Annotated in this window: 19 protein-coding genes; 17 read left to right on the plus strand and 2 right to left on the minus strand. The window is 40.6% G+C overall.

The window, feature by feature from the left end; all coding sequences use genetic code 11:
• Window positions 1-1572 precede the first annotated feature (1572 nt).
• The 3 genes from ACFIJQ_RS05210 (at window position 1573) to ACFIJQ_RS05220 (ending at window position 6471) form a co-directional block, all read left to right on the plus strand.
• The gene (locus ACFIJQ_RS05210) at window positions 1573-2808 is read left to right on the plus strand and encodes an MFS transporter (RefSeq protein ID WP_375628944.1); all 1236 of its coding nucleotides are present in this window, start codon (window positions 1573-1575) and stop codon (window positions 2806-2808) included.
• Between the two features lie 1251 nt (window positions 2809-4059).
• On the plus strand, window positions 4060-4455 hold the full coding sequence (locus ACFIJQ_RS05215; RefSeq protein ID WP_273788475.1) for a hypothetical protein: 396 nt from the start codon (window positions 4060-4062) through the stop codon (window positions 4453-4455).
• Window positions 4456-6186: 1731 nt separating this feature from the next.
• The gene (locus ACFIJQ_RS05220; protein WP_375628907.1) at window positions 6187-6471 is read left to right on the plus strand and encodes a hypothetical protein; all 285 of its coding nucleotides are present in this window, start codon (window positions 6187-6189) and stop codon (window positions 6469-6471) included.
• A 457-nt stretch (window positions 6472-6928) separates the two neighbouring features.
• Here the strand turns inward: ACFIJQ_RS05220 and ACFIJQ_RS05225 are convergent, their stop codons facing one another.
• Together ACFIJQ_RS05225 and ACFIJQ_RS05230 are read right to left on the minus strand one after the other, a co-directional pair.
• The gene (locus ACFIJQ_RS05225; RefSeq protein ID WP_375628909.1) at window positions 6929-7300 is read right to left on the minus strand and encodes a helix-turn-helix domain-containing protein; all 372 of its coding nucleotides are present in this window, start codon (window positions 7298-7300) and stop codon (window positions 6929-6931) included.
• Between the two features lie 744 nt (window positions 7301-8044).
• A complete protein-coding gene (locus ACFIJQ_RS05230) occupies window positions 8045-8416 on the minus strand; it encodes a helix-turn-helix domain-containing protein (RefSeq protein ID WP_375628911.1) in 372 nt (123 codons plus the stop codon).
• Between the two features lie 814 nt (window positions 8417-9230).
• Here ACFIJQ_RS05230 and ACFIJQ_RS05235 point away from each other — a divergent pair.
• From ACFIJQ_RS05235 to ACFIJQ_RS05300, 14 genes are all read left to right on the plus strand, one after another.
• Window positions 9231-9557, plus strand: coding sequence for a hypothetical protein (locus ACFIJQ_RS05235; protein ID WP_375628946.1), 327 nt, complete (start codon window positions 9231-9233; stop codon window positions 9555-9557).
• Between the two features lie 13 nt (window positions 9558-9570).
• Entirely contained in the window at window positions 9571-9708 is a 138-nt protein-coding gene (locus tag ACFIJQ_RS05240; protein WP_375628913.1) for a hypothetical protein, read from the plus strand.
• The gene (locus tag ACFIJQ_RS05245) at window positions 9701-9892 is read left to right on the plus strand and encodes a hypothetical protein (RefSeq protein ID WP_273788455.1); all 192 of its coding nucleotides are present in this window, start codon (window positions 9701-9703) and stop codon (window positions 9890-9892) included. The genes ACFIJQ_RS05240 and ACFIJQ_RS05245 overlap by 8 nt, the downstream gene beginning before the upstream one ends.
• 662 nt (window positions 9893-10554) lie before the next feature.
• Entirely contained in the window at window positions 10555-11916 is a 1362-nt protein-coding gene (locus tag ACFIJQ_RS05250) for a PBSX family phage terminase large subunit (RefSeq protein ID WP_273788456.1), read from the plus strand.
• Entirely contained in the window at window positions 11916-13757 is a 1842-nt protein-coding gene (locus ACFIJQ_RS05255; protein ID WP_273788457.1) for a portal protein, read from the plus strand. The genes ACFIJQ_RS05250 and ACFIJQ_RS05255 overlap by 1 nt, the downstream gene beginning before the upstream one ends.
• Window positions 13758-14064: 307 nt before the next feature.
• Entirely contained in the window at window positions 14065-14838 is a 774-nt protein-coding gene (locus ACFIJQ_RS05260; protein ID WP_375628916.1) for a hypothetical protein, read from the plus strand.
• Window positions 14839-14862: 24 nt separating this feature from the next.
• Window positions 14863-15039, plus strand: coding sequence for a hypothetical protein (locus ACFIJQ_RS05265; protein ID WP_375628918.1), 177 nt, complete (start codon window positions 14863-14865; stop codon window positions 15037-15039).
• On the plus strand, window positions 15014-15286 hold the full coding sequence (locus ACFIJQ_RS05270) for a hypothetical protein (RefSeq protein WP_375628920.1): 273 nt from the start codon (window positions 15014-15016) through the stop codon (window positions 15284-15286). The genes ACFIJQ_RS05265 and ACFIJQ_RS05270 overlap by 26 nt, the downstream gene beginning before the upstream one ends.
• Window positions 15287-15434: 148 nt before the next feature.
• Complete coding sequence (locus ACFIJQ_RS05275; protein WP_015856832.1) at window positions 15435-16553, plus strand: N4-gp56 family major capsid protein; 1119 nt, start codon at window positions 15435-15437, stop codon at window positions 16551-16553.
• Window positions 16554-16635: 82 nt separating this feature from the next.
• Window positions 16636-17331 carry a hypothetical protein gene (locus tag ACFIJQ_RS05280; protein WP_273788460.1) on the plus strand — a complete coding sequence of 232 codons (696 nt, stop codon included), beginning with the start codon at window positions 16636-16638 and terminating at the stop codon, window positions 17329-17331.
• 501 nt (window positions 17332-17832) lie between these two features.
• The gene (locus ACFIJQ_RS05285; RefSeq protein ID WP_375628922.1) at window positions 17833-19296 is read left to right on the plus strand and encodes a hypothetical protein; all 1464 of its coding nucleotides are present in this window, start codon (window positions 17833-17835) and stop codon (window positions 19294-19296) included.
• Between the two features lie 257 nt (window positions 19297-19553).
• Complete coding sequence (locus ACFIJQ_RS05290) at window positions 19554-20036, plus strand: hypothetical protein (RefSeq protein WP_375628924.1); 483 nt, start codon at window positions 19554-19556, stop codon at window positions 20034-20036.
• Window positions 20033-21172, plus strand: a complete 1140-nt coding sequence (locus ACFIJQ_RS05295) for a tail fiber domain-containing protein (protein ID WP_273788463.1) — start codon at window positions 20033-20035, stop codon at window positions 21170-21172. The genes ACFIJQ_RS05290 and ACFIJQ_RS05295 overlap by 4 nt, the downstream gene beginning before the upstream one ends.
• Window positions 21169-22173, plus strand: a complete 1005-nt coding sequence (locus ACFIJQ_RS05300; protein ID WP_375628927.1) for a phage tail protein — start codon at window positions 21169-21171, stop codon at window positions 22171-22173. Before ACFIJQ_RS05295 ends, ACFIJQ_RS05300 begins: the two co-directional genes overlap by 4 nt.
• Window positions 22174-23519: the final 1346 nt, after the last annotated feature.

Consider the following 23519-nt stretch of genomic DNA (forward strand, 5'->3'; position numbering starts at 1 on the left):
ACTGAATCCGAGTCAGCTTTTTGCTTTTAGTGCTGAGAAGCACCTGGACATAGCAAAATCTCCCGGAATTTGAAGATATCCGTAAAGCGGGTTCGTTTTTACGCTAGAGCTTAGGGCTCGTCTTCCCTATTGATCGTTGCGTAGACGACCAAAGCACTTTTAAATTTGTAAAGTAATTTCAGTATATTGGCAAGAAAAATGAAAACATTTTCTATTCTATTACGCCGTAAAACACTGCTCTTTGAGGGGGAGTGAAGAGCTGGAATATTCAAGGATAGGGCTTGATTTGTTGAGCTTGATGAAGTGCTGTCATTTGAGGAGGATAGTCTGAAGACTGTAAGGGGTACTAGGCAAAAAGCTGGATTGTTTACAGACTATTGTTTACAGAGCAGTGCGGTGTGGGGTGGAAATTTTATTTGGCTGCATTCTGTAAAGATGTAAAAGCGTAAAAATGTGAATCCGTAAAAGTGAAGTGGGGGATTTGTGGATTTATATATTGTGCGTGTTTTTGGTCACGTTGGGTTTTTGTCTGGCGTGGAATGTGGTGAGATAAATGGGGGAAGTGTTTTCATAAATGGAGGGGGAAGCTGGAGGGAAGAGGGGTGTTAAGTTGTTAAGTGTATAATGGGGGGGAAAAGGGGGAATGGAGGATGAAGAGAGTGCGCATGGATAGGAGGAGAGTGTGGATAAGAGGTGGTGGTGCGAAGGGATGAAGGCTGGCGAGGAGAGTGGGCTTGATTTATTGAGCCTGATGAAGTGCTGTCATTTGAGGAGAATAGTCTGAAGACTGTAAGGGGTACTAGGCAAAAAGCTTTGTTCGTTTATAGACTATTGTTTACAGAGCGGTGCGGGCTTTCGTTTGGCTGCGTTGTGTAATGACGTAAAAGCGTAAAAATGTGTCTGTGAGAAAGGAGTGGAGAGGGGTATTGGTGCGTGTTTTTGGTCACGTTGGGCTTTTATCATGGCGTGGAATGTAGTGAGATAAATGGGGGAAGTGTTTTCATAAATGGAGGGGGAAGCTGGAGGGAAGAGGGGTGTTCAGTTGTTAAGTGTATAATGGGAGAAAAAAGGGGGAAATGGAGGATGAAGAGAGTGCGCATGGATAGGAGGAGAGTGTGGATAAGAGGTGGTGGTGCGAAGGGATGAAGGCTGGCGAGGAGAGTGGGCTTGATTTGTTGAGCCTGACGAAGTGTTGTCATTTGAGGGGCGGTTGGGTGTAAGCTTTGTTCTGTGGGGAAAGCTGCTTTTTGAAGTGGGGTTGTAGACCAGTGCTGGTTGGGAATTTTCATTCTTTGAGACGTGGGCTGGAAGTCAATATAATAATATAGCAGATTTTGATCTCATAATTTTTACATTCTTTCTTTTTTTTTAAAGCAAATAAGAAAGAAAAATTAATATATTACTTGATATTAGTCTAAATGCTTATATCAAGAGGAGTATTTCTTTAAAAATTTTCACTTAACTTATTAAGCAATTTGTTAGAGTAAACAACTCTTTTGAAGTTCATATCACCAATTGTATTGAAGGGAATGCAACTTTAACTGTAGAAAAGTTTAATATCGGATGGTTGATATGAATTTATTTTTAAAAAAGAGTCCTTTAGCTCTTTTTTCCTCTCTCTTTATTTCTAAAGTTGGTGATTATGCTTATGAAGTTGTTTTTATTTTACTTGTCTTAGAATTAACAGATAACATCTTTTTTACAGGTCTTGTGTATTTTTTTCGATTTATCCCTTTTCTCTTTTTTGGTCCTATAGGAGGTTGGTTAGCTGATAATTTTTCTTTGAAGAAAAATATGATCTTAAGTGAATTTGTTAGATTATTAGCCTCATTATTCGTTTTTATAACCACTATAACAGGGACTGCACATATTATTGTTCTTATTTTCGCAGCAATATGTACAACGATAGGAAGAAGTATTTTCCAACCAAGTTTTCAAGCTGCTATTCCCAGAATGTTCTCAGTAAAGGATCTGACAAAGGCCAATAGCATTGCACAAATTATAGAGGAAACTGCATCCGTCATGGGTCCTTTAGTTTGTTCCCTACTGCTTTTTTTAGCAAATAAATCGGCAGTACTCATTTTTGATTTTTTTACCTATTTTATATCTATTATAGTGTTATTTAATCTCATGAATTTAAATTCAAGCGAGAATAAATCATTCAATTTTATAAAAATTTATCGAGAAACAGCTTCCTATCTTAAATATATTTCTAAAGAAAATAATAATTTATTTATTACGCTTGTCGGCTCGTCGTTTGCTATTCTCTTTACTGGTGCAATTTTAAGATTTTTAATTCCAGCTTTTGTCCTCTCTATAGGGGGAGAGGAAAGCCTTGTGAGTTATATTTTTTCTCTCATGGCTGTTGGAACTATTGTTGGTGGTTTGTTATATAGTAAAATTATATTCAAGATTACATCGTTGAAGCTCATGGTATTTTGGCTTCTTTATGGGGTTATTCTGTTTGTTATGCCCTTAGCAGCAGGACTTTATTTAAAACTCCTTCTCGTGTTAGCATTTGTTTTAGGATTTATTGGTGCACTTGTGGATATTAGTTTAGTCTCAGCTATTCAATTATATTCTCGTCGTGAAGATTTTGGTATGAGTTTTGGAACTTTTTCAACTTTAGCGAACTCTGCGGAAGCAGTGTCTGGCTTTATTGCTGGACTTTTTGCACTCTTGGGATTGTTAAGCTCCTTTTTAGCTATGTCTGCATTAATTATTTCCACGGGAATGATTGGCATTTTAAAAATTAAGAAAAATAAAGATACAACATCTCTTAATACGACAGTAGATGACGACCATTGATATATTTAATATCTCTATGCCGTTTCTTTTTTCTAAGACGGTTCGTTAATTATCCTGTTGTAATGTAAAAACATCGCTCTTTGAGGGGGAGTGAAGAGCTAGAATATTTGAGGGCAGGGCTTGATTTGTTGAGCCTGATTAAGTGCTGTCGTTTGAGGAGGGGTGTCTGAAGACTGTAAGGGGTACTAGGCAAAAAGCTTTGTTCGTTTACAGACCAGTGTTTATAGAGCAGCGTGGGGTGGTGAGCCTTTCCTTTGGCTTTGTTTTGTAATGACGTAAAAGCGTAAAAATGTGAATCCGTAAAAGTGAAGCGAAGGATTTGTGGATTTATATATTGTGCGTGTTTTTGGTCACTTTGGGCTTTTTGGGGCGTGGAATGGGGTGCGAGGATTGGAGGAAGAGTTTTCTTGAATGGAGGGGGACGTTGGAGGGAAGAGGGGTGTTAAGTTGTTAAGTGTATAATGGGGGGGAAAAAGGGGGAATAGAAGATGAAGAGAGTGCGCATGGATAGGTTAGGAGAGTGTGGATAAGAGGTGGTGGTGCGAAGGGATGAAGGATGATGTGTGAGGGGTAGATATCCCCCTTGGGATGGAGAAAAAATGAAAAGGGGTGGGGATAAGCTTGCCAGTGGAATTTAAGTTGTGAAGTGTTTTGTTTTTATCAAATTGTCGCGTGGGATTTGGGAAATTTCATTCGTTGTTTTAGGGTAGAGCTTCATAATTGTTTCAAAAAACACATAAAATAGCTAATGATGAGCGTAAATGAAAAACCAAAAGAAACAATATCGGTACAAATTGGTAGATAGTGGGGAAGTCGGGATCTAAATGGCCCGTAAAAGCCTAAGTATTCAAACAATAATTACTCTTCGATCACGTGATAATTTCAATGTTATGGGGATAAAAAATATCATTTTTATTGCTTGGAAAGTCATCCAATGTTTGTGCTTCTTTAATGATAAATCTGTCTTAAATAATATGTAATACAGAAAATCATGAAAATAAGTATAAATATATTATATGTATACTACATTCTTTGCATATGTTTTGTGTACTTTTAATATATATTTTTTATGTTAAGCGTAAGCTTTGAGTACTATGAGAGATGATGGTCGTTTTTTTAACAAGTGAGAAAGTGATTAACTAACGCTTGATTGTAAAGAAATATGTTGTTAAGGCTATTCTTAGAAAGGATGCTCTTATTTCTGGTGTAGGAGCTTCTCAAAAAGGAATACAATTTATAGGGGGACTCTCGATGTCAAAATATTTATTTCCGTTGCCTCTTGTCTTGGTGGCTGGTTGTGCATCTATGGGTAATTATTCATCAAGTTATGTCAGTCCAAATATTACGAAAGATGATGTAAAATTAATTGCTAACGATTTTGTTCGTAATCTTAAAAAACCTTTACCGCCCGCTACAACAACACTTATTGTGAAAAAAAATAAAACAGAAGACAACTTTACTCCTGTATTTATTGATCTCTTGCGACGGAATGGATATAACGTGATCTATACAGATCAACCAAACAAACAGCAAAATGGTGTAATCTTGACTTATAAAATAACGCCAATAAATACAGGTATCCTGTCTATGGTTTCTTATGATGAGGTTGGAGTAACGCGTTATTATTTCCGTACTTATAATAGATGAAGCTCCTTTGCCGGTTTGTCTCAAAGAAGTAGATAATGAAGAAATGTGTTTCAGGGGAAATTTTGGGATTGAATTAATCAATAAAAATTTACAGATGTGAAAATTATATATTCAGCTGACAATTACCAGTCGTCTCGTTTACAATTTCAGTATTGTAATGAAAAGAGATATCGTTTTATCTGTTCGCAATTCTTCATGTTCTGTCTCAGTTATATAGCGCTTTTATCGTTTCTGTCTTATAGAAAATTACTTTCTGTTCTACGGCTCTATACGCCAATTTAATAGTCAGATCTAAACAATCAAATTCATATGAACTCTTTACGGAAATCTGTTGTTTGAGATTGTTGAAAGGTGTTTTGTTTTTATCAAATTGTCGCGTGGTGGTTTGGGAGTTTCGTTTGGCTTCGTTCTGTAAAGATGTAAAAGCGTAAAAATGTGAATCTGTAAAAGTGAAGCGGAGGACTTATGGATTTATGTATTGTGCGTGTTTTTTGTCATGGTATAATGATAAATCCATTGAGCACACCTATCTTTACGCTTATGAAGAAGCAAGCCGGTATCATCATTATATTTGCTAGCTCGTGGGTGTTGGCTACAGCACTTAGCACTTGAGACGGTTCATAAGAGCTATTTTTATTCCTTTCTTAATCGTTTTTTTATCCACACGGGGCTCTTGTGAATGGAGCGGAGAAAGCTGGGATGAAGAGGGGTGTTAAGCGTGTTGACTGGAGAAGAGCTTGTGGGAAATATTTTAGGGCAGGGCTTATTTGTCTTGTCTGATGAAATAGCCTTCTTTGAGGTGTGGGATAGCCATATGAAATAATCAGCAGGGGAATCTGATAGACGAGAAATCAGATTGTTTCAGACCCGTGTTTACAGAGCGGTGCGGAGTGGTGGTTTGGGAGTTTCATTTGGCTGCGTTCTGTAAAGATGTAAAAGCGTAAAAATGTGAATCCGTAAAAATGAAGCGAAGGATTTGTGCTTTGTGTACGCTTTTATCATGGCATGGAATGTGGTGCGAGGATTGGGGGAAGTGTTTTCGTGAATGGAGTGGGAAAGGCTGGGATGAAGAGGGGTGTTAAGCGTGTTGACTGGAGAAGAGCTTGTGGGAAATATTTTAGGGCAGAGCTTATTTGTCTTGTCTGATGAAATAGCCTTCTTTGAGGTGTGGGATAGCCATATGAAATAATCAGCAGGGGAATCTGATAGACGAGAAATCAGATTGTTTCAGACCCGTGTTTACAGAGCGGTGCGGCGTGGTGGTTTGGGAGTTTCATTTGGCTGCGTTCTGTAAAGATGTAAAAGCGTAAAAATGTGAATCTGTAAAAGTGATGCGGAGGATTTGTGGATTTATATATTGTGCGTGTTTTTTGTCATGGTATAATGATAAATCCATTGAGCACTCCTATCTTTACGCTTGTGAAGAAGCAAGCCGGTATCATCATTATTTTGCTAGCTCGTGGGTGTTGGCTACAGCCCTTGGCACTTGAGATGGTTCATAAGAGCTATTTTTATTCCTTTCTTAATCGTTTTTTTATCCACACGGGCTCTCCTCTCTTTTGACGTGCAAGCGAATGATTTTGATTGATTCAACATGGGAGAGATTTGAAATGAGAGAATCTTACGATGTTTGGAATTCTCAATCAATATCAATGATGCTAAATTATCCTTATAAATCAATATATTGTTATGGTATGGAGTGGTGAGAAGGAGGGGTTGAGGCGAAGAGTTATGCAAACTGGAGGGGAAATGAAGAGTGCTGTTCGTGCGTTGGTTGGAGAGGAGAGTTTGGGAATAGCTGTGAACAGATTGAAAGGGGGATGTGTAAAGAGGGGATGTGTAAAGAGATGTGAAGAGAGAAAATCGTGGTTGGCTTTTATATTCTATGCGGAATTTAACAATTATATTTGCGTCTATATTTGTATGGGGGATATCCGTGAAATGGGTGTGAGAAGCATTGAGAGATGTTTTTTTAATAAGTGGGTGAATGAGAAATACAATGGTAATCTTATTTAGAGGGGTAATCCTATTTAGAGGGGAAATCCTATTTTAGCTCTTGTTGTTTTGGACATTGTGTTTTTTATGAGAGGCGTTTTGCTGGAATGGCGTTTTGCAAGAGAGGTGTTTTGAGGGATGTGGCTCCCTTAAAGAAAAACACAAAAATATAAAAAGAAAAATATAAAAACTTGACAAGGTAAATGTAAAAAGGTATCATAATGATACAATCGGAATTGTGCGTTTAAATCAGAAGAGATCTCTTGATAAGATTCTGTGAGAGGGGTGGGGATGTTTTTCCAAGGCTTTGGTGTTTGTTATCCTATTTTGAAGTCTGTTATCCTATTGTGAAGTTTGTTATCCTATGATGTCGTAAACCGGTGCCGTAAACCGTTTTTTGAGATGTGGTGGTATCAGGCGGGCAAGGCTTTAGGCAGAGGGGGATATTGGCGAGGGATGTCGATAGGTGCGCTTTTGTCTAATCAGAAATCAACCACAAGATTGCTTTCTGCTTTTTCGCTTTGAGTTCTCTAAAGTTTTTCAAAAGTGCGTGTTCTTTTTCGCTATAGGTGTATTGATCACGCTGTAGAAGAGTTTCTTTTGTGGGAATATCTTCTTCTGCAAAAATATCAGTGTAAAAAAAGGTAATAGGAACTGCTAGTTTTTTAGCAATTTCGAGCAAACACCCTGCGCTTACACGATTGGAGCCTTTTTCGTATTTCTGGATTTGTTGGAAACTGACGCCTAAATAGCTTCCTAACTCTTTTTGAGAAAGCCCCATTGCAATGCGTCTATGACGAATTCTTTTGCCTATCGAAATGTCATTAAAATGTGGATTTTTAGTTTGCACTTTGTGCCCCCTCCGGTTGCGAGCGCCCTCGCATTAGTATTCCGGGAGTTTGAAAGCACTGAGCTCAGTCAGCCTTTTGCTTTTAGTGCTGACAAGCACTTGGACATAGCAAAAGCTCCCGGAATTCCGGGATACCCGCAAAGCGGGATAAATTTATGTACTGAGCGTTCGGGCTTTCAAATCCCTATTTGACCGTTGCGTGGACGATCAAAAACACAAGCTAATTCATAAAGTAGTTTCAGAAGATTGGCAAGAAAATTAAAATATTTGCTATACGGTTATACTGTAAAATAGGGATGTTTGGGGGCGGTGATAACCATGTGAAGTGGTTAGCAGGGAAATCTGATAGACGAGAAATCAGCTTGTTGACAGACCCCTGTTTACAGAGCGGTGCGGGGTGGTGGATATTTCGTTTGGCTTACGTTCTGTAATGATGTAAAAGCGCAAAAACGGTGATCTGTAAAAGTGAAGCGGAGGATTTGTACTTTGTGTATGCTTTTATCATGGCATGGAATGTGGTCAGAGAACTAGGAGAGATGCATTTGTGAGTGGAGCAGGGAAAAGCTGGGATGAAGAGGGGTGTTAAGTGCGTTGACTGGAGAAAAGTGTGTGAAGGAATATTTTAGGGCAGGGCTTATCTGTCTTGTCTGATGAAACTGCATTCTTTGAGGTGTCGTGATCTGAAGCTTATATTTTAAGGGTGTTGGATATATTGGTGAGGGATGTCGATAGGTGCGCTTTTGTCTAATCAGAAATCAACCACAAAACTGCTTTTTGTTTTTTCGCTTTGAGTTCTCTAAAGTTTTTCAAAAGGGCGTGTTCTTTTTCGCTATAGGTGTATTGATCACGCTGTAGGAGAGTTTCTTTTGTGGGAATATCTTCTTCTGCAAAAATATCAGTATAAAAAAAGGTAATAGGAACTGCTAGTTTTTTAGCAATTTCGAGCAAACACCCTGCGCTTACACGATTGGAGCCTTTTTCGTATTTCTGGATTTGTTGGAAACTGACACCTAAATGGCTTCCTAATTCCTTTTGAGAAAGCCCCATTGAAATGCGTCTGTGACGGATTCTTTTACCGATCAAAATGTCGTTGAAATGTGGATTTTTAGTTGGCACTTAAAGCCCCCCTCCGGTTGCGAGCGCCCTCGCATTGGTATTCCGGGAGGTTGAAAATACTGAACTCAAATCAGCTTTTTGCTTTTAGTGCTGACAAGCACTTGGACATAGCAAAAACTCCCGGAACTCCGAGATACCCACAAAGTGGGGTAAATTAACGTTTGAGTTTTTGGGCTTTCAAATCCCTATTTGACCGTTGCGTGGACGATCAAAAACAGAAGCTCATCAATAAAGTAGTTTCAGAAGATTGGCAAGAAAATTAAAATATTTGCTATACGGTTATACTGTAAAATAGGGATGTTTGGGAGCGGTAATCTGATGTTAGTAGGGTAAGTAATCTGATGTTAGTAGGGGAATTTACTGGGTAAGAGGTTGGATTATAGTTTAAAACCGGTGCGGGGTGGAAGCTTTATCCTGCAGAGGAAAATTTGCTTTTTGAAGTCAAATTGTAGATCAGAGCTTATCTGGCGTGTTTGATGAAACAGCCTTCTTTGAAGTGTGGGATAGCCATATGAAATAATCAGCAGGGGAATCTGATAGACGAGAAATCAGATTGTTGACAGACCCGTGTTTACAGAGCGATGCGGGGTAATGGTTTGGGAGTTTCATTTGGCTTTGTTCTGTAATGATGTAAAAGCGTAAAAACGTTGATCTGTAAAAAAGGAGCAGAGGCTTTGTGCTTTGTGCGTGTTTTTTATCTTTTAGGGTGTGTCCCATTTTTTTAATTGCTGGTTGCTTTTGAGGTTTCATTCCTGATTTTCATGTCATTTTTTGTGTTTGAGGTTTTGGTTTCTCTTTAGTTGGAAGGAACATGATGATGGTAGATGAACATTGTCTTCCCTTACGTCGAAGAGGGCGGAAAAAAGGGGCTTTGAATAAAACAACAAAGCGATTTAATGAAGCTCTTCTGACAGCGGCGGAGCAGGCTGGCTATCACTATGGTGAAGATGGGTTGGTGTCTTATCTTCAGTATCATGCTCTGAATAATCCCGTACCGTTTTTTTCGCTGCTTGCAAAAGTGTTGCCTCTTCAGGGGACTGGAGAAGGGGAGGTTAAAACAGTTTCGCGTATCGAGATTGTACCAGTGAATGCAAAAAGTATCGAACCGGAGAAGAGTGATCCTTCAGCAACGGAGGCTTGAAGAGGGGGCTGTGATGTTTGGGCGTTTATTGGAGGGCAGAATATTTCGGGGGGAGATATTTGGGCTTGGCTTTATGGGGACGCCGGCTTTTATGGGTGATGACAGAGGGGCGTGTGCTGAAGAGGTGATACTCGAGAGGTACGATGCTTAGAGGGCGTGATGTTATCTACTGTTTTGGATTTTTTGTGAAGGTTTGGGCTTTTCTCGTTATTGAAGGTGTGGAGATATTAAAAACAGTTTCGCGTATTGAGATTGTACCAGTGAATGCAAAAAATATCGAACCGGAGAAGCGTGATTTTTCAGCAACGGAGGCTTGTGACATTGAAAAATGTTAGGCTGAGGTGGATGATGCGGGGTGATGTCTTGCAAGGGGGCTGCTTTAGTGATTGCTTGTCTTGAGGGGATTGAAGCGGAGGCTTATCGTCTTTGTAGGTGCTCGTGATACTTGGCTTGGGTGAATGATGCCTGAGAGCCATGTGCTGGAGGAGATTTGGTGCAGGATGTTTGTGTGGTGGATATGGGACAGTGTTTTGATGGGTGAAGGGCGTGAAACTTGAGAGAAGTATTATGCTTGCGGGATGCATGTGTTTTGGTGGGGGTATCGGGGATAGATAAGTGTGAGGATTGGTGAAGCTTGAGAGGCATGATATTGGAGGATGTTGGGCTTTGGATATGCTTGAGAGCCATGTGCTGAGGCTATGATTTGGTGGGGGGATGCCGTGCTTTGGTTGGGGGATGACAGGGCGCGGTGTTTGAGGGGTGGGACCCTTGGGGGGGCGCATATCGTGTATATGCGGGGTCAAACGCGGTCCAAGGGGGGGCTTCATGCAAAAAAGTGAAATTCATTGCGTATTAGGATGAAGAAAAGATAAAGCGCTGCTTTTGAGAAGGGCGTTTTTCGTTCAATTGCTCGTTTCGTTCAATTGCTCTGGGATAATTAAACTTGGGATAAGCAAAAGGGTGAAGCGCAATTATTGCTAAAGTATGAAAATTTATAATGAAAATTGTTCAGAAAATTTCTCAAAAAATAGAGCAGAAAACGGCTCAAGTGGCTCTTATTCCAAAGCTTATTCCTGTTTTTACTGGAAAAGCAGATGTGCGAGCTGCTTGGGGAGGACGGGGGTCTGGAAAAACACGTTCTTTTGCTTTGATGTCGGCTGTTGTGGGATATCGCCATGGAATGGCTGGAGAACGCGGGATTATTCTTTGTGCAAGGCAATTTCAAAATTCTCTCAATGACAGTTCTTTGGAAGAAATTAAACGCGCTATCGAATCTTATCCTTTTTTACAAGACTATTATGAAATCGGCGATAAGTATATTAAATCAAAAGATGGACGGATTGTCTATGTGTTTGCTGGGCTTGATCGAAATATCGCAAGTATTAAATCAATGGGGCGCGTTTTCCTTTGCTGGGTCGATGAAGCCGAGCCCGTGACAGAAACTGCTTGGCAAACCCTCATTCCAACTTTGCGCGAAGAAGGAAAAGATTGGAATGCAGAATTATGGGTCACATGGAACCCGTGCCATGAAAATGCACCCGTGGAAAAACGTTTCCGAAATGTCGATAATCCTCATATCAAAGGGGCAGAAATTAATTGGCGTGATAATCCGCAATTTCCTGAAAAACTCAATCGTGATCGAATGGACGATTTGCAGCAAAGACCAGAGCAGTATAACCATATTTGGGAAGGCGAATATCTCCAAGCTGTCCAAGGGGCTTATTATCAGAAATGTCTTCTCGAAGCTGAAATGGAAGGGCGGATTACTACCGTTCCACGTGATCCTTTGATGCAGGTGAGAATCTTTTGGGATATCGGGGGAACAGGAGCAAAGGCTGATGCTACCGCATTGTGGGTTGCGCAATTTATTGGACGGGAAATTCGAGTGCTCGATTATTATGAAGCCCAAGGACAGCCTCTCTCAGAGCATGTGGGCTGGGTCTTTCAAAGGGGATATGAAAAGGCTCTCATGGTTTTGCCCCATGATGGCGCAACAAAAGATCGTGTTTATAATGTGAGTTTTGAAAGTGCCCTTCAACAAGCTGGGTTTCAAACTAAAGTGATCCCTAATCAAGGGACAGGCGCTGTGAAAATGCGTATCGAAGCCGTAAGGCGATTGTTTCCTGCACTATGGTTTAATCGTGAAACGACATGTGCGGGCAGAAAAGCACTCGCTTGGTATCATGAAAAGCGCGACGAACAGCGCAATATCGGACTAGGGGCTGAACATGATTGGGCTAGCCATGGGGCCGATGCCTTTGGACTGATGTGTGTGGCTTATGAACAACCAAATGCTAGAGCGCGAAAAAAACCTTATCGCTCGTTTCACCATTCTCAAACTTCATGGATGGCTTTTTAATGAATATTTCTACAGATTCTTCTTTTGATCAAATCGAAACGCTTGAAAATCAAGCACTCTTTAAAAAACTCGTGGGGTGGTATCAGGATGATATTGCCCATGTCGAAAAATGGCGAAAAAATGCCCAAGAAGATTACGATTTTTATAATGGACGGCAATGGAATGAGCAAGACTTGGCTGCCTTGCACGAACAAAACAGACCGGTCATGACTTTTAACCGTATTGCACCTTTAATTAATGCCGTGATTGGGGCTGAGCGCAATAATAAAAGACAAGTGCAATTTATTCCACGACAAGAAGGAGCAGCCTTTGCAAACCAGATTCTGACAGGGGCGGCTGAGTGGTTTCGTGATGAAGCCGATGGGGAATACGAAGATTCCGATGCCTTTCAAGATGCAATTATTTGCGGAATGGGGTGGACAGATACACGCCTTGATTATGAAGAAGATCCACAAGGAAAACCAATCATTGCGCGGCTCGACCCTATGAAAATGGTGTGGGATGCAAGTGCTGTTAAGCCTAATCTTATTGATGCACAACGTTTATGGTATATTGATGAAAAACCTCTTGCTGTGGCTCAGGAAATGTTTCCCAATGTTCATTGGAGTGATCTTAATGCTGATTGGGTTAAACATCAGAGTTTTTTACATTCAACCAGCAATGGGATGACACAAAGTTATCAAGCTGAGAGGGGATATCAGGGAGACTGGGAAGAGGGAGGCACCTATCAACGTCCTAAAATGGTGACATTGGTAGAATGTCGTTGGTTTGAACGCGAGGTGATTTATAAAGTTCTCGAGCCTCAAAGTGGAAAGTTTATCGATTATTCAGAGCAGGATTTCCAAAATTTAAGCAAAACCTTTCCTCATGTTCAAGCAACAAGGTTGAACAGAAAAATTGTCAAACGGGCATTTTTGGGCAGAAAGCTGCTCGAAGCGCCTGATAAGCCCTTGGTCCCACACAATCAATTGGGATGGGAATGTATTACCGGTACTTTTGATAAGTTAAGCCGGCACTTTTACGGACTTGTTAAACCAACAAAAGATCCCCAACGGTGGGCAAACAAATATTTTAGTCAAGTGATGCATTTGCTCAATAGCCAATCAAAAGGCGGAATTATGGCAGAACGCGATGCTTTTGATGATGATCGACAAGCCCTCGAGAGTTGGGCTAGAGCCGATAGCATTACTTGGTTGAAAAGTGGTGCTGTGTCTGGGGGAAGAATTCAGCCTAAACCCGTGGCTCAGTTTCCGCAAGGGTTTTTCCAATTGTTTAATGAAGCAAAGAGCGCACTTGAACAGGTGACGGGGTTGTCTTCTGAATTTATTGGGACAAGAGCTGTCAATCAGCCTGGCGTTCTTGAACAACAACGGCGACAATCGTCACTTAATCTTTTGGCTTCCTTTTTTGATGGGTTGCGTCGATATCGGCAACGACAGGGGAAAATTATTCTCTATCTTATTCAAAACTATCTGTCCGATGGGCGGCTGGTTCGTATTGCTGGTGATGAAAATGCCCAGTATGTTCCACTGACACGCGAAATGGTGACAAGTTTGGAATATGATATTGTTGTGGATGATGCGCCAACAAGTCTTAATGAAAAAGAGCGTACTTTTGCACTGATTATGCAATTACTTCCTTTGATGCAAAATTTTGCAACGCCTGAGATTATGCTTGATCTCTTACGCTATTCACCTTTACCAGCCTCACTCATTCATAAAATTGCGATAAAGGCGCAAAATTCTCTTCAAGAAGAGCAAAATGCCTCAGCGCAGATGGGGGGTAATATGGGAACAGAGCAGATAATGCAGATGTTGCAGACAGTAAAGGCTCAACAATAGGGTGCTTTATCATGTGCTCTCTTGGATGAATTTCGTCTATCAGAAGTTGCTTATCTAAACAATTTCCATAGTTACCCATGTTGCTTATGTCGTGCAATGTCGCCTCTCTTTATCTCAGAAGAGCTGTTTTATTGGACAGTGTGTATTGGGGAAAATGTTCGATAGAAGTCTTGTCGTCATGGTGGGGGAGCCATGTGGGGGAATGTTGGAGCCAAAAGATGGGTAAGCATTAAGGGGATAAATGCTCTCAGGCTGTTTTATCTGAAAAATTTAATTTTATTGTTTAAAAAAAGAGAAGGCTAATGTCATGGATCAAGAACACTTAACGCCGGCAGAACAAAACCAATTGAAACAGGATTATCTACTCTCAACACAAGAGGGAGAAGATGGTGAAATTGGAAGAGAAGAAAAAACTCTTGAAGATAATTTCCAAGGGCAAACGCATCAACAGCAGTATTCTTCGCAAAAGGCTGGAAAAGAGGTTCAAGGGGGAGAAGATGCTCCACCAGATCCACAAAAAGACTTTATGGGCTATATGCAATGGTTGGGAAAAACACTCCAAAAACAGGGACTTGTTAATGAAAAACAACAACCTTCTCTGGATCGCGAAGCAGAACAGTTGCATGCGTTTTTTCAGCAGTCTGTTGCCAGTGTTAAACAAAAGCATCATGATTTTGATCAAGCTGCTGATTTTATTTATGAAACGCGGGCTAAACAGTTGGCAGCTTGCGCTTCGCTCTATCCTGAGATGGCAGATCCCAAAAATATTGATGCGTTGATTGGCGATGAGTTGAAGCAGATCTTGCGCGATTGTGCGCAAAAAAATCAAAATCCGGCTGAAGTGATTTACTCTATTGCACAAAAAATTGGCTACACAAATGTTTCCAATAACATGGATGAAAATTTACAGGAAAGACACAATTCTGCACGTACACTTGCTGCTTATAACGGCTTGACGCCAAATGGGCCGATTTCTTTGGAGATGCTTGATAAAATGTCAGAAGCAGAGTTTAGCGCTTGGGTTTCTGATCCTAAAAATAAAGCTTCTTTTAATCGTTTAATGGGGGGAAGAGAATTTTAAAAATAAAAATGTGGGGGGAGTTTTTTGCGGGAACGTGGGAAGGCTTTTAGCGCAGGGAATGCGGGGGGGTGTTTTTTGCGGGAACGTGGAGAGGCTTTTAGCGCAGGGAATGCGGGGGGTGTTTTTTGCGGGAACGTGGAGAGGCTTTTAGCGCGGGGAATGCGGGGGGTGTTTTTTGCGGGAACGTGGAGAGGCTTTTAGTGCAGGGAATGCGGGGGAGTGTTTTTTGCAGGAACGTGGAGAGGCTTTTAGCGCAGGGAATGCGGGGGAGTGTTTTTTGCGGGAACGTGGAGAGGCTTTTAGTGCAGGGAATGCGGGGGAGTGTTTTTTGCGGGAACGTGGAGAGGCTTTTAGCGCAGGGAATGCGGGGGAGTGTTTTTTGCAGGAACGTGGAGAGGCTTTTAGCGCGGGGGAATACGGGGGATTTCTCAAAGCACGGATGTGGTGAGGAGAGCTCTTATAAGGGGGAGGCAGACGCTAACAGAAATTAGATAAAACTCACGAATAACCTATTCACCATTTGAAATGAAATGTGGTGTTTTAACAACCGGCGCTTTGCCGGGTTTTTTATGTCAATAAAACTTTTAGAGGACAAAATGACTGTAACTTATATCGGACTTAATGACCCAATGGCAGTGCGCACATGGTCTAAATTACTAAACCAAGAAGTCTCAAAAGCACTTCCGATTGCACCGTTGATTGGAAATGATTCAAATAGTATCGTACAATTAAAGGATGAAACCACGAAAGCAAGTGGGGATGCCATTAGCTTTAATTTGCGTGTGCAGTTGCTAGGCGATGGGGTGAGTGAAGGGCAGACATTGGAAGGCAATGAAGAAGCTTTACAGTTTCTCAATGATCGCTTGGCAATTAATGAACTCGTTCATGCTGTGCGTGTCAAAAATGAGGGAACGATTGATCAACAACGAATTCTCCATGATTTGCGTACCGAGGCAAAAAATGGCTTAGTTGATTGGTATGCAGATCGTCTGAGTATGATGTTCTTCATTCAAGTGTGTGGATATACCGCAAAAGCTATTAACTTTGAGGGACGTACGATTACTCTTAAACCTGTCCATTATGGGTTTAATGCGCCAACGGCACCAACCGATAAACGCGTCGTGCGCCCTAATGGAAAAACAAAAGATGAAGATTTAAAATCAAACGATGTTTTTGATCTCAAGCTCATTGATAAAGCTGTTGAAAGGGCTAAATTGGCAAATCCCAAAATTAGACCCGTGCGGATCGATGGGGAAAATGTCTATGTGCTTTATCTACATCCAACCCAAGTGACGCAATTGCGAACCAATACAGATGCGGGGCAATGGCTCGATATTACCAAGGCAATCTATAGTGGAAGCCGTATCAAAAATCCACTCTATGATGGATCTTTGGGCATGTATAATGGTGTGGTTTTGCGCGAAGCTGAACATATTACCGAAGGAGTCGAATCTGGGACGGCAAATAAAGCTGTACCAAATGTGCGTCGTGCTGTTCTACTTGGTGCGCAGAGTGCTGTGATTGCTTTTGGTAAAGATCGAGGGGCGACACGCTATAAATTGGTGGAAGAACTCTTCGACTATGAAAGAGAATTCGGGGTCGCGGCAAAAACCATTATTGGTATGAAAAAAACTTGCTTTACCTTGCCAGGAAGTACGCAAGGGGCTCAGGATTTTGGCACTATCGTCATCCCAACTTATGGAGCACCTGCTTAAAGCGAATGTTTGCTAACTTCCCCCAACAAGAGGGATCTGTTGGGGGAAAAATTTAAAATGCTTCCAGAAAAAGGACAGACTTATGACCACTTTATCCACTGATCCCAAAAATCTAAACCTTACACATTCAGACCATTCTAAAACTTTTGCTTATATGGTCGCGCTTATTCAAGATGAAATTGACGATACAACAGCAGAATATTCTCTGCAAATTCAAGATTCAATTTTTACGGCTTTGCGTGTGTGTGAATGCGAACCCTTTTTCTTTAATGAAAAAAGAGAAAGGACGTTTAAAACACAAAGTGGTAAAACATGGTATGGGCAAAAAGAGGGAGTTTTTATTGGATCAGAAAAGAGTTTGGAAGGCGTCTTTTTAGCAACAAAGAATGCAACACCAACAAAGTTGTTCTTTAAGCCCTTGGAAGTATTGCATCAACAATATGGTATGCATCCTGCGCTGGGAACGCCATTCTTTTATACGTGCCTTGATCAAAAAATAGGACTCTTTCCAACACCAGAATATGTGGAAACTGTACAGCTTTCCTATGCTCCTGTTCATTTTGCTGATGAACAGCTGAAAGAAAGCGATAATCCTTGGTTGATTTATGCTTTTGATCTTATTAAAGCACGGGCAAAATATGAACTTTATAAAAATATTCTTAAAGATCCTGAATATGCCGCCGTTTCTTTCAGAGATTTTCAAGAACAGCTTCAAGCTTTGCGCATTGAAACATCGCGCCGAAAGGGTTCTTCAAAGATTCGCCCAATGAGTTTTTAAAAGGCTTTGTTTCAAATCGTTGATGGCTGGTTTGTCCCTTATGGTTGGATGAGCGCTGGGAATTGATGGTGAAGGGCTGGTGCATGGCGCTGGGTATGCCATTATTTATGGTATCTTTTTTCGACGCATTAATCAACTTAAGGTTGTGTATTTTGTTGAATTTTATGCCATTAGAGTTTTAAGGGCTTTTGTGGTTTCAATCAGTAAGCTTTGGTGTTTTGAATGGTACTAGGCTCTTCAAAGATTTTATGGAGAGTTTTAAGGATTTTTTCCTAGTTATTTGGGGGATTGCTGGCGGTTGATTTTGGTCTGGCGCTGGTGGATGGCGCTGGGTATGCCATTATTTATGGTATCTTTTTTTTCGACGTATTAATCAACTTAAGGTTGTGTTTTTGTTGAATTTTATGCCTTTAGAGTTTTAAGGGCTTTTGTGGTTTTTTATCAATAAGCCTTGGTGTTTTGAATGGCACTAGGCTTTTCAAAGATTTTATGGGGGTCTTGATGGCTTTTTTCCCAATCGCTGATTATCGACCCGATGTGGCGGATATCAATGGAATTTTTACCGATGAACTTGTTAATGTGCTACCGGCTGATGGCTCCTATATTCCTATGCCAAGTTTTGAACCTTTATCAGATCCTTGTCCTGAGCCAATTTTAGGCGCTCTTGCGGTTAAAACAAAAAATGGGGTTTCTATTATTGTTGGGACAAGAGAAAAAATCTTCTTGCTTGATAATACAACAATGAAGTGGAAAGACATTAGCCAAAAAGGGAAATCTTATCTTGCTAATATCGATGCTCCGTGGTCTTTTGCTTTATTTGGTGATTTTATCATTGCGGTGAATGCCAATGATAAACCACAAGTGATTGATATTAATCATGATAAAAAATTTAGGAATTTGGGGGGAAATCCACCACAAGCAGGGATTGTTCGAGTTTGGGGAGATTTTGTTTGTTTGATGAAATTAACCGAGTATCCAAGACGGGTTCATTGGTCTGGATTAAATGATGCTGAATTTTGGACCGTGGGGAAAAAAAGTTGCGATTATCAAGATTTTCCTGATGGCGGATTCGTCCAAGGGGCAACCGAGACAACAAATCCAATTATCTTTATGCGTTCTGCAATCTATGCCGGTTCTTTTATCCCTGGCTCTAAGATTATTTTTAGTTTCCAAAAAATCCACGATAAACGAGGTGCAAAAAATGCTGAATCGATTGTTTGTAGAGGCGATTTAGCATTCTTTGCCGATGAGGGCGGTTTTTATCAAATAACAAATGATGGACAGATTATCCCCATTGGGTTCGAAAAAGTCGATCGAACGATGACCGCAAAATCAAGGCAGGATAATCTGTATACCATGTCTGCAGCTATCGATGGGGTGTATAATCGTGTTTATTGGATGGTTGATTCTGATGAGAACCTTCATAAACGTATCTTGCTCATTTATGATTGGGGATTGCAAAAATGGACAAAAGCTCTCGTGGATATCAAAATGATATTGCCTATTTTCTTAGCAGGAACAACCCTAGAAGGTCTTGATTTTGTGACTAAGAATATTGATGATTTGTCCTTTTCTCTCGATAGTAAAGCTTGGAAAAATGAATCGCCTATTCTGGGGGCATTTGATCAACAGGGGAGACTGGGTTCGTTTTCTGGGGGGGCTATGGCTTGTGTCGTGACATCACAAGAAATGGGGCAGACAAATGGCATGATAACACGGGTGAAAAATATTATGCCTCAAGTCAATAGTGGAAAGTTTTATTTGTCTGTGGGAATGCGCTTTCGACAATCTCTTGAAGAGGAAACTGTTTGGTTGCCAGAAAAACAGCCCTCTTATAATACTGGACAAATTCATTGTCGCGCAAGGGCACGGTTTTATCGCTTTAAATTGCGCATTCCTGAAGGGGTAAATTGGACTCATGTCACTGGATTTGATGTGGAATTGACGCGAGCCGGCATGCGATAGGCCAAAGCCTCTATTATTAAAATTATTAAAGAATAAATGCTCATAGACCAAAGCCTTTATAAACAAAGGAACAAGGTGGTGCGTTATGCTTCATGCTTTTCTGCGATAAAGGAAAAATAGTCTGCACAATGGCTTATTTTTATAAAGAAGAAAGTTTCCTATTTGTTGTGACAAAGGGATGATGGGGCTTCTTTACTTTTTTTGTGCGGAAAGCATGGAATATGTGAAATGCGTAGGGGGATGTTCTTTAAGGGGAGATGAGTGATAAAGCTAAAAGAGCCAAAGTTATGATGCAAGAGAGTCAAGATTTGTATTCTGCTCATTTGACAGAGCAATGGCCATGGGAAAAAATAGCTCCCTATCAAGAGGCACTCAATGCTGCATTGAAAAAATATGCTCAGCGCTTTCCGGATGATGTTTGTCTGGAAAAAATTGCTGAAGAAATCGCTACAGGACAAGCACAATTGTGGCTGGTCTTAAAAAATAAAATCCAATTTAGTGCTTTTGCAATAACCAAAGTTGAAATAACCCATACGGGGAAAAAATGCGTCGTTCTCTCAGATCTTGCTGGAGAGGGAGGGCTGAAATTGGTCAAATTGATTGATGAAGTCGAAAAATGGGCGCGAACAATTAATGCTGAAGAAATGCACATGTTTGGAAGAACTGGATGGGCGAAAAGGCTCGCTCATCACGGATATTCTCGTAATCTTATTCAATATAGAAAGGTTCTCAAGCCATGAGTAGAAAAACCACACCTCAGGTGCAGACAACAACACAAACAAATGCTCCACCTGCTTGGGCGGCTGATATTTTTAAACAAGCCAGTGCTGATGCACTTGGACTTTATAATAAAGGAATTGGCGGAAACGTTTATCAGGGAGACAGAGTCGCTGGTCTTAGCGATATGACAAAAAATGCTCTGACCGGTTTACAACAAGCAGCAGGGCTCTATAACAATCCAACGGTAACGCAATGGTTGAATGCACCAACCAACAGCGCTACAAATCTTTCCGGTATGGCTAAGGGAAGCTGGATTGGAAGCAATAGTAAATTTAATACTGCATTGCAAAATGCTCTGAATAAAACTTCCGATGCAATTAATCAATCGATGTCTGGGGCAGGACGTTATGGCTCTGGGGCTCACACCGGTGTGCTGGCCGATGAACTAGGCGCCTTGGCAACAAATGCTGCGGCACAGCAATATAATCAAGATATTAACAATATGATGAATGCAAATCAGATGATTGATCGCTCTCAGAATGATCAGGTTAATGCGGCAAATAGCTATTATCAAGGACAGAGTAACGTGCAAAGCAATGCTTTGAAAGGGGGCATGATTCAAGATATAAACCGTCAAAATGTCTTAGATGCTGAACGCCAAAAATGGTCAGAAAAAGATAATCAAGATTGGAACCGATTGCAAAGCTTGTTACAGATAGGAACACAGGCTGCTGGAAATTACGGAACGACTTCAGGAAAATCCACGACAATGCCTTCTGTGACAAAAGATCCATTGCGTGATGCGCAGCAAGTACTTGGATTGGTAGGAGGAATTTTAGGGCTTTGTGATGTGAGAGCAAAAGAAAATATTATCCCTGTGGGGCAGAAAAAGGGATACCCACTTTATACCTTTAATTATAAGGGAAATCCACAACGTTATCAGGGTGTTATGGCGCAAGACGTGTTGCGTGTGAAGCCGGAAGCTGTTTATGTCAATGCAAAAACAAAATTATTGCATGTTGATTATGACAAAATAGGCCTGAAAATGGAGAAAATGAAAGGGGAGAAAATACCGGCATCTAAAAATAAAATTGCGGCTTTCTTTTCTTCATTTTTTGCTCGTTTTCCCTTTTTGAAAAAAGAGTATCTTCTATGAGTTCAATTTATGATTGGTCAATTATCGCATCAGAAAATGCTTATGCCGACGAGAGTATAAACTGGTCAGAAGGGCAACCGCCAAGCACAGTCAATGATAGTGCTCGCGCTATGATGCAACGCATCAAAGAATATTTGTTGGATAATGGGGGCGGGATTGAAACACAGTTTACTGTCGATGTGGAAAACGAGAGGACATCACTTCGGTTGGCGACAAAGTCTTTTTTTGAGACTTATATGGATGGCATTGTTGTGCGCTTTAAAGCACAAGGCGTCAACAGAGGAATAACAAATGTTTCTTTAAATCAATTGCCGCCAAGACCAACTTATATGGCAACGCCAGAGGGTATTATGCCTTTAAAAGGGGGGGAAATTCAAAAGGGGGGGCTTTATGAAATCGTCTATACGTGTGATATTGCCGGAAAAAATGCTGATGGATGGTTTTTAACCAATCCTACTATAAAACTTCCTGAAATCCCCCCCTTTCCCCCTTTGCCGGAAACTTTTTCTTCTGGATTTATTGGGACTTTTGCTACAGAAAAAATACCCTCTGGATGGCTGCTGTGTGATGGTAAAGAATATTCGCGAAAGAACTATGCCAATCTCTTTGCTGTTTTGGGGGAAACGTGGGGAAAAGGAGACGGGAGAACAACATTCAATGTTCCCGATTTGCGTGGAATGTTTTTACGGGGGCTCGATAGTGGAAAAGCAATTGATAAAGGACGTCGCTTGGGAAGTCGACAAGAAGAGTCTTTTAAATCTCATACCCATGAGGGAAAAACAGATTCAACAGGTAACCACCAGCATAGTTATCCAATGATTGACAAGGTAGTTTGGGATATGAATCACGGTGAATATTATAGAAATCTGGCTCAAGTCTACAATAAAGATCGGTTAACGAAGGCTGCGGGAGAGCATGAACATAAGGTCTTGTTGCAAAAAACAGGGGGGGATGAAACACGCCCCGTCAATATGGCGGTGGTTTATGCTGTCAAAGCCTGAGAATGAAAGCTTTGAGAGAGATAAAAATGATTGCAAAATGTCTGTTATGAGAAAAAAATCTTATAGAATATAAAATCTTATAGAATATATTGTGCAGAAAGTTTTGAGGCGTTCTTTATTATTTTATTTTTTGTGCTGCCTTTGTTGGATGTGTAACGGTCAGTTTGCCTATTGTTTTTTAGAGGATCAAGACAGTGATTATTGAAGGTAGGGGTAAAAGAGAACAAAAAATCTTCCTTTATTCATAGAGTTTTTTTCTAAGGAATAAAGTTGTATCCAAAATGCTCTCTCTTGTGGTATCGTGATACATTGTTTAAAGCGCTGGGCTTAAAGCGCTGGGTTTAAGGTGCTGATAGGCGATGACAAAAAGCCCATGGGTAGAATTTTATCCTGTTATACCGTAAAACACCGTCATTAAAACACTATTATTGAAGCTGGTGATATAAGGAAAATAAGACATACAATACTTGATCCATTTAAGTATTAAAGAGACATCTATTCAGGGGAAGGGGTGCTTCGTTAAGCCTTATGCAATTGAATCATATAAGTGAGCAGCAGACGGAATCCCTTCAGAGTCGTTGGATTGTTTACAAATCGATGTGGGGCTAAAATCTTCGTCTTTTGAGGTGGCGGGAAGAGATCAACGGATATATTTATTTAAAGCGAGAAAAGGCAAAATGGTACTCTCCCTCTTTTGGGTAGAGCGTGTATGCAAAAGGCGTTCTTTTTTTTCAAAATGGGCGCTCTGTTGGCTAGAGCAAATTGGCGATGCGTTAACACATGGTGAGTAATTGAACTCTCTTAGATGCATTTTGTACTTGTCAGGAAACTTCTTGAAACAGAATGAGAGTGATACGAGAAAATCTGTAAGACAATAGTTTATCCCGTTGTGTCGTAAAATACCATTGTTTGAGATGCGGTTAAAACTTTATGCATTGGGATGTTTTTCGTCTGTGCGTATTCTTAAAGCAGCGTTTTTTGTAGAATAACTCTAGACAAGGCTGCATTTGAAGGGGAAGCTCAGTCAAATCCGTTAGATAAGAAACCAGATTGTTTACAGATTGTTGTTTATCGATTGGCATTGTTTGAAGACCGGTGGAGAAGGCTTTGTCATTTTGGGGAAAGCCAACAAAGCATGCAAGGTGACATGTATTTTTCTTTGGTTTCAGGTGGTAAAATCATCATTTTAGGTGGAAAACAGACTATAATCTAAAAAAATACCTTGTAAAAATTTTCAATGAGGAAATTTTTTTCAAAAGCCTTTCACATGGTTGTCTGAGGTTGTCTGAGGTTGTCTGAGGTTGTCTGAGGTTGTCTGAGGTTGTCTGAGGTTGTCTGAGGTTGTC

It is taken from the genome of Bartonella sp. TT67HLJMS (genome assembly GCF_042193375.1).
GTDB lineage: Bacteria > Pseudomonadota > Alphaproteobacteria > Rhizobiales > Rhizobiaceae > Bartonella > Bartonella grahamii.

Coding starts and splice junctions, on each gene's coding strand:
- ACFIJQ_RS05210 (WP_375628944.1), top strand. CDS start 1,573: ATGAATTTATTTTTAAAAAAGAGTCCTTTAGCTCTTTTTTCCTCTCTC.
- ACFIJQ_RS05215 (WP_273788475.1), top strand. CDS start 4,060: ATGTCAAAATATTTATTTCCGTTGCCTCTTGTCTTGGTGGCTGGTTGT.
- ACFIJQ_RS05220 (WP_375628907.1), top strand. CDS start 6,187: ATGCAAACTGGAGGGGAAATGAAGAGTGCTGTTCGTGCGTTGGTTGGA.
- ACFIJQ_RS05235 (WP_375628946.1), top strand. CDS start 9,231: ATGATGGTAGATGAACATTGTCTTCCCTTACGTCGAAGAGGGCGGAAA.
- ACFIJQ_RS05240 (WP_375628913.1), top strand. CDS start 9,571: ATGTTTGGGCGTTTATTGGAGGGCAGAATATTTCGGGGGGAGATATTT.
- ACFIJQ_RS05245 (WP_273788455.1), top strand. CDS start 9,701: ATGCTTAGAGGGCGTGATGTTATCTACTGTTTTGGATTTTTTGTGAAG.
- ACFIJQ_RS05250 (WP_273788456.1), top strand. CDS start 10,555: ATGAAAATTGTTCAGAAAATTTCTCAAAAAATAGAGCAGAAAACGGCT.
- ACFIJQ_RS05255 (WP_273788457.1), top strand. CDS start 11,916: ATGAATATTTCTACAGATTCTTCTTTTGATCAAATCGAAACGCTTGAA.
- ACFIJQ_RS05260 (WP_375628916.1), top strand. CDS start 14,065: ATGGATCAAGAACACTTAACGCCGGCAGAACAAAACCAATTGAAACAG.
- ACFIJQ_RS05275 (WP_015856832.1), top strand. CDS start 15,435: ATGACTGTAACTTATATCGGACTTAATGACCCAATGGCAGTGCGCACA.
- ACFIJQ_RS05280 (WP_273788460.1), top strand. CDS start 16,636: ATGACCACTTTATCCACTGATCCCAAAAATCTAAACCTTACACATTCA.
- ACFIJQ_RS05285 (WP_375628922.1), top strand. CDS start 17,833: ATGGCTTTTTTCCCAATCGCTGATTATCGACCCGATGTGGCGGATATC.
- ACFIJQ_RS05290 (WP_375628924.1), top strand. CDS start 19,554: ATGAGTGATAAAGCTAAAAGAGCCAAAGTTATGATGCAAGAGAGTCAA.
- ACFIJQ_RS05295 (WP_273788463.1), top strand. CDS start 20,033: ATGAGTAGAAAAACCACACCTCAGGTGCAGACAACAACACAAACAAAT.
- ACFIJQ_RS05300 (WP_375628927.1), top strand. CDS start 21,169: ATGAGTTCAATTTATGATTGGTCAATTATCGCATCAGAAAATGCTTAT.